Origin of the sequence: Pandoraea sp. 64-18 (assembly GCF_001899225.1) — a bacterium.
GTDB classification, from domain to species: domain Bacteria; phylum Pseudomonadota; class Gammaproteobacteria; order Burkholderiales; family Burkholderiaceae; genus Pandoraea; species Pandoraea cepalis.
Genome location: NZ_MKVU01000006.1, coordinates 579,436 through 585,919, shown reverse-complemented (window position 1 = coordinate 585,919; position 6,484 = coordinate 579,436). Strand labels below are relative to the sequence as shown.

The 6,484-nt window shown below is 62.7% G+C and carries 5 protein-coding genes; 4 read left to right on the top strand and 1 reads right to left on the bottom strand.

Features of this window, described 5'->3' with window-relative positions:
- Positions 1–48: 48 nt before the first annotated feature.
- Positions 49–1,380, bottom strand: a complete 1,332-nt coding sequence (locus BGP02_RS05470; RefSeq protein ID WP_017231914.1) for a C4-dicarboxylate transporter DctA — start codon at positions 1,378–1,380, stop codon at positions 49–51.
- Positions 1,381–1,812: 432 nt separating this feature from the next.
- Here BGP02_RS05470 and BGP02_RS05465 point away from each other — a divergent pair, with 432 nt between their 5' ends.
- The 4 genes from BGP02_RS05465 (at position 1,813) to carA (ending at position 6,467) form a co-directional block, all read left to right on the top strand.
- The gene (locus BGP02_RS05465; protein ID WP_286798157.1) at positions 1,813–2,580 is read left to right on the top strand and encodes an SDR family NAD(P)-dependent oxidoreductase; all 768 of its coding nucleotides are present in this window, start codon (positions 1,813–1,815) and stop codon (positions 2,578–2,580) included.
- Positions 2,577–4,220, top strand: coding sequence for an alpha,alpha-trehalase TreF (gene treF / locus BGP02_RS05460; RefSeq protein ID WP_017231912.1), 1,644 nt, complete (start codon positions 2,577–2,579; stop codon positions 4,218–4,220). The genes BGP02_RS05465 and treF overlap by 4 nt, the downstream gene beginning before the upstream one ends.
- A 144-nt stretch (positions 4,221–4,364) precedes the next feature.
- Positions 4,365–5,126: a FadR/GntR family transcriptional regulator gene (locus BGP02_RS05455; protein WP_017231911.1), complete on the top strand. Its 762-nt coding sequence runs from the start codon at positions 4,365–4,367 to the stop codon at positions 5,124–5,126.
- 195 nt (positions 5,127–5,321) lie between these two features.
- Positions 5,322–6,467 carry a glutamine-hydrolyzing carbamoyl-phosphate synthase small subunit gene (gene carA / locus BGP02_RS05450; protein WP_017231910.1) on the top strand — a complete coding sequence of 382 codons (1,146 nt, stop codon included), beginning with the start codon at positions 5,322–5,324 and terminating at the stop codon, positions 6,465–6,467.
- The last annotated feature ends 17 nt before the right edge of the window (positions 6,468–6,484 follow it).

The window sequence follows — 6,484 nt, the reverse complement described above, 5'->3', positions numbered from 1 at the left end:
CTCGCGTCGGCATTGGGTTCGTTGGTTCGTTTAAGTAGTGACGCTCGTTCAGCGTGTCAGTGCCACGTTGGCCGGCGTGCCAGCTTCGGCTATGTCGTCCACGGTCACCGCAATGGGCTCGTAAGGCAGCACGCCATCGAGCACTTTGTGGGCTCTCGCAAAGTCGACGTCTTTTTCCCACGCGGCCACGACGAGGGTCGCGACGCAGTTGCCCAACAGATTGGTGACGGCCCGCGCAATGCCTACGAACCAGTCGACCGGAAGGATCAGTACGAGGCCAATGACCGGGATGGCGGGAATGGCCGTGAGCGTCGCCGCCAGGATCACGATGGCCGACCCCGGAATGCCATGGGCCCCCTTGGACGTCAGCAGCGAGACGAGGATGACGAGGATCAGGTCATGGATGGACAACGGGGTGTTGGTCGCCTGGGCAATGAAGATGACGGCCAGCGTGAGGTAGATGGAAAAGCCATCGAGGTTGAAGGAGTAACCCGTAGGTATCACCAGACCCACGGTGGATTTTTTGATGCCCATCCACTCGAGCTTGCGCATGATGGCCGGCAATACGGCATCGGACGACGCGGTGCCCAACACGATGGACAACTCTTCACGGAAGTATTTGATGAACTTGAAGATGTTGAAGCCCGCCAGACGCAATACGGTACCCAGTACCACGGTGACGAAGACGAAGCAGCTCACGTAGAACACGAGCACGAGCATGCCAAGCTGCTTGAGCGACGACGCGCCGTATTTGCCGGTGGTGAACGCCACGGCACCCAAGACACCCAGCGGCGCGAGTCGGATGATGAACGCCATCACTCGGAAGAAAACGTGGCTCAGGTCTTCGATGAAGCGCGCGACAGGACGCCCACGCTCACCAAGGGCGGCCAAGGCACAGCCGAACATGACGGAGAAGACGAGAATCTGCAGGATGTCGCCTTTGGCAAAGGCGTCGGTGACCGTGTCGGGGATGATCTTCAACAGGAAGCCAGCGGTGTCCTGCAATCCCTTGGCATTCTCGGTGTACGCCGCCATCGCACTCGGATTGAGGCTGCGAACGTCGATGTTCATGCCCACGCCCGGATGCGTCGCCCAAGCCAGCAAAGCACCAATGACTAGCGCGAAGGTGGTGATGACTTCGAAGTACAAAACGGCCTTGACGCCAACCCGGCCGACTTTGCGCAAGTCACCCGCACTCGCCATGCCACTGACCACCACGCAGAAGACGATCGGTCCAATGACCATCTTGATGAGCTTCAGAAAGCCATCGCCCAACGGGCTCAATGACTCTCCCAAGTGCGGAAACCAAATGCCAAGCGCCACGCCAACGATCAGCGCAATGACGACTCGGCCAAACAACGAACGAAACAGCTTGGGCATGGTTTGTCTCCTCTGCCTGCAAAATCACTCTCTCGGATTTCGCAATCTCTACGCCTGACGGACTGCGCTCTCTGGGGGCTAATGTTTTCTACCGCAACCACAATTCGAATCAACACCCATCCATGCATTCAGACAAGTCATACCGGTCTGACCAGTGGTGTTATGGAGAATATTAGAAAGCCAATATGGTGGGGTCAAGACGTGTTTTCTGAGGGGATTCCCTAGGGCAGGGCGATGCCCCACGCAGCTTGGGCCAGGGGCGGCGATTCGCTCGTATTTGCCGGTTTTGTTGGGCGAATCCTCCGCAGTTTGTGTGAACTTCGATTTGGGACGGGCGGTCGCACTTGCGTAGGGTGCGCTGCCTCGACGCCCGGTGAAAGCCGCAAGGCAGTGTGCGCAGATCCCGCAATTTGTGCAGAAATAGGGGGCGCCATGCGAATGAAGGACACGGTGGTATTGGTTACCGGCAGTGCTCAGGGCATCGGACGCGCCATCGCGATCCGTCTCGCACAGGAGGGCGCACGCATCGTGGTGGAGGATCGGCAGCACAACGCGATGGCCGAACAGACGCTCGACGCGGTGCGCACGGCCGGTAGCGACGGCTGCGTGATCGCGGGAGATGTCGGTGTCGCCGCGGACGACCGCGCAGTGATTGCGCAAGCCGTCGAGGCCATGGGACGGGTCGATGTTCTGGTCAATAACGCGGGCGTGGAGCGGTGGGCGCCCTTTCTGGATGTGACGGAAGCGGACTACGACCTGGTGATGAATGTGAACCTGAAGGGGGCTTTCTTTCTCACACAGGCGTTTGTGCAGCACCTGCGCGACACGAAGCGCGGCGGGCGCATCGTCAACGTCAGCTCGGTTCACGAGGAGCTGCCGTTTCCGCATTTCACCAGTTACTGCGCCAGCAAGGGCGGCCTGAAGATGATGATGCGCAATCTCGCGATCGAACTCGCCCCGCTCGGTATTGCGGTCAACAACGTCGCGCCCGGCGCGGTCGGCACGGCGATCAATCATCAGCTCCTCGCCAATAAGGAGGAGCGCGACGCGCTGATCGCCAACATCCCCCTCGGGCGTCTCGCCGATCCGAGCGAAGTCGCCAACGCCGTGCTGTTCCTCGCCTCGCCGGACGCCAGTTATGTTACGGGCACTACGCTGTTCGTCGACGGCGGCCTGCTCTGGCGTTACGCGGAGCAATGACGATGACGGACACTGTACAACGCTCGCTGGCCGCCGGAGGCATGACGCCGGACGTCGCACATTCGGCACCGTCTGACGTACTCACCCCCGCCGATCGCTATCAGCAGTTGTTCGTCGACGTGCAGACGCAGCGCATTTTTCCCGACAGCAAGACGTTTGTGGACTGCGTGCCCACGCTGGCGCCGGACGAGATCCTGCGCCGCTATCGCGACGACGTCGCGAAACCCGGCTTCGACCTTGCGCGCTTCGTGTCGTCGTATTTCACCCTCGAACGCCCACCCGCCAGTCACTATGTCTCTGACCCAGGGCAGGGGCTCGTCGACCATATCGACGGACTCTGGGATGTCCTCACGCGCTTGCCCGAAACGCACCCGGCCTACAGCTCGCTGTTGCCACTCCCCCGGCCATATGTGGTGCCGGGCGGACGCTTCCACGAGCTTTATTACTGGGACTCGTATTTCACGATGCTTGGCCTGGCTTGCAGCGCCCGCCACGATTTGCTGGTGAGCATGGCCGATAATTTTTCTTTTCTCATCGACACTTACGGCCACATCCCGAACGGCAATCGCACTTACTACCTGAGCCGCTCGCAGCCGCCGATGTATGGACTGATGGTGGCGCTGTTCGAGTCGCACGGCGTGGCGCGCGCGATCCGGTATCTGCCCCACTTGCGTCGCGAGTACGACTTCTGGATGGACGGGGAGGCGTCGCTCGCCCCCGGCGATGCCTATCGCCATGTCGTGTGCCTGCCCGACGGCTCACGCCTCAATCGCTACTGGGACGAACGCGATACGCCGCGCGAGGAAGGGTATCTGGAAGATGTGAATACGGCGCTCCATGCGCCGGATCGTCCCGCTGCGCAGGTGTATCGCGATCTGCGCGCCGGCGCAGCCTCGGGCTGGGACTTCAGCTCGCGCTGGCTGGACGACGCGACCAACCTCGGTTCGATCCGCACGACCGCCTTCGTGCCCGTGGACCTGAATAGCTTCCTGTTCGCCTCTGAAGTGCAGATTTCCAGGCTGAGCGAGGCCAATGGCGACACGGAAAACGCCCGAGCCTTTGCCGCGCGTGCGCAAGCCCGGCGCGAGGCGATGACGCGCTATCTCTGGTGCGACGACGAGGGCGCATTCCTGGATTACGACTGGCAGCGCGGTGCGCCGCACCCGCGGTTGTCGGCCGCGCTCGCCACGCCACTCTTTGTTGGATTGGCCTCGCGTGAGCAAGCACGCCGCTCGGCGCAGACGATCGAGGATCGTCTCCTGGCCCCCGGAGGGCTGCGCACGACGCAGGCGTCCAGCCTGCAGCAATGGGATCCGCCGAATGGCTGGGCGCCGCTGCAATGGATCGCCATTCACGGGCTTCGTCAGTACGGCGAGCACAGGCTCGCGAACGATATCGCCCACCGCTGGCTCTCGACGGTCAGCGCGCTCTATGCTCGCGAAAGCAAGCTCGTCGAGAAGTACTCGCTGCATGCGAGCGATGCAATGTCGGCAAGCGGTGGGGGAGGCGGGGAGTACCCGCTTCAGGATGGCTTCGGCTGGACCAATGGGGTCGTGCGTCGCCTCCTCGGCGACCATCCCGAACACCCCGCCCACCAGGCGACGGCGCAAGGCCGCGCGCGCGGAGGCACGCGTCGATAGCGCCTGCCCTGCGCCCGTGCGCCGGGCGAACGGTAAGTCCCCACGCCGCCCGGGTTTGCTCACGCGTTGCCGGCTGAGCGCCTGGGGAGATATTTGGCGTCGTACAATGCGAGATACGTATACCCGCATTCCCTGTGAGGCCTCATGAAGCATTCGGCGCATGCCGTAACCGACGCCGCCGTCGCCATCATCCGCGAGCGCATCGAACGTCAGGTCTATCCGGCTGGCGCGATGCTCCCGTCACAACGCCAACTCGCCGAAGAGCTGACGATCAGTCGCGCCTCGCTGCGTGAGGCCCTGTCGACGCTCGAGGCGCTTGGCATGGTAGCGATCCGCCCCGGTAAAGGCGTTTATGTGAACGACGCCTCGGCGCGCTTGGGCGTCGCCTGGCGCTTCGCCGACCAGATCTCGCTCGCCGACACGTATCAGTTGCGCTATGCGCTCGAAGGCTTCTCCGCCCGCCTCGCCGCCCACGCGGCCAGCAATGGCGAGATCGAGTGGCTCACGGACAACGTGGAGGCGATGAAGGTCGCACTGGTCGACGGCGACGTCGACACGGCCGCCCAACTGGACTTTGCCTTCCACCTGCGCATCGTGGGACTCGCCGGAAACGGGGCCATCGCCGATATCCTGCGCGGCAGCACGGAGATTGTGATGGAAAGCCAGCGCCTTCCGTTCTATCAGCGCGAACTGGTGCTCTCCACCTATCATGAACATCTGGAGATACTCGACGCCCTGCGCCGCCGCGATGGCGCCGTCGCCGGGGCCGCCATGGAGCGCCATATCGTGCTGGCGGCCCAGCGGGCGGGCATCCATTTCCCTATCCCCTCTGCGTATCCGTCCCCAAACAGCCTCACCCCCAGGGAGAACGCAGAGCGTACTGGTGTTCCACATGTTCAGCTTTGAGATGATTGGGATTTGCGCTATACTTTGAAGGTTTTAGTCATTTAACCCTCACCCTAGCGCCTACCCGCCTGACATCTCGTCCGTAGCCCGAGCCTCCGCTGTGCGCATATTCCGCGCAATTCCGGTGCCCGCGCAAGTGTCATCGCGAGCGGACGATGGGGCTGGCAGCCGGGGTGAAACCTCCAGGAGTTTCCCGTGCTGCCGTCATTCCCACCCGCCATTCTCGCGCTCGCTGACGGCACGGTCTTTCGTGGGTACGCCATCGGCGCTGCCGGTCACACCATCGGTGAAGTGGTTTTCAACACCGCCATCACCGGCTATCAGGAAATCCTCACCGACCCCAGCTATGCGCGTCAGATCGTCACGTTGACGTATCCGCACATCGGCAACACGGGCGTCAACGGTGAAGACGTCGAAGCCACGAAAGTCCATGCCGCAGGCCTGATCATCAAGGATCTGCCGATCCTCGAGTCGAATTTCCGCGCCGACAGGACGCTGTCGCAATATCTGAAGGACGAGGGCGTTGTAGCCATCGCCGGTATCGACACGCGCCGCCTCACCCGTATTCTGCGCGAGAAGGGCGCCCAGAACGGCTGCATCCTCGCCGGAGAAGGCGCTGACGCGGCCAAGGCCATCGCGCTTGCCCAATCGTTCCCGGGCCTCGCCGGAATGGACCTTGCCAAGGTCGTCTCGACCACGGAGCCGTATTCGTGGACGGAAACGGAATGGCGCCTGGGCGAAGGCTACGGTGAACAGAAGGATCCGAAATTCCACGTGGTCGCACTGGACTACGGCGTCAAGCGCAACATCCTGCGCATGCTGGCCCAGCGCGGTTGCAAGGTCACGGTCCTGCCGGCGCAAAGCTCGGCCGACGACGTATTCGCGCTGAACCCGGACGGTGTGTTCCTCTCGAACGGCCCCGGCGACCCGGAACCTTGCGATTACGCCATCGCCGCCACGAAGACGTTCCTCGAACGCCGCATCCCGACCTTCGGCATCTGCCTCGGCCACCAGATCATGGGTCTGGCCGTCGGCGCGAAGACGCTGAAGATGAAGACCGGTCACCACGGCGCCAACCATCCGGTCAAGGATCTCGCGACCGGCCGTGTGGTCATCACGTCGCAAAACCATGGCTTCGCCGTGGATGCCAATAGCCTGCCGGCCAACGCGCGCGTCTCGCACGTGTCGCTGTTCGATGGCACGCTGCAAGGCTTCGAGCTGACGGATCGCCCGGCCTTCTGCTTCCAGGGACACCCGGAAGCCTCGCCCGGCCCGCACGACATCGGCTATCTGTTCGATCGCTTCGTGCAGTCGATGGTCGACGCGAAGCAGCCCGCGTAAGGCCTGGCACGACGAGA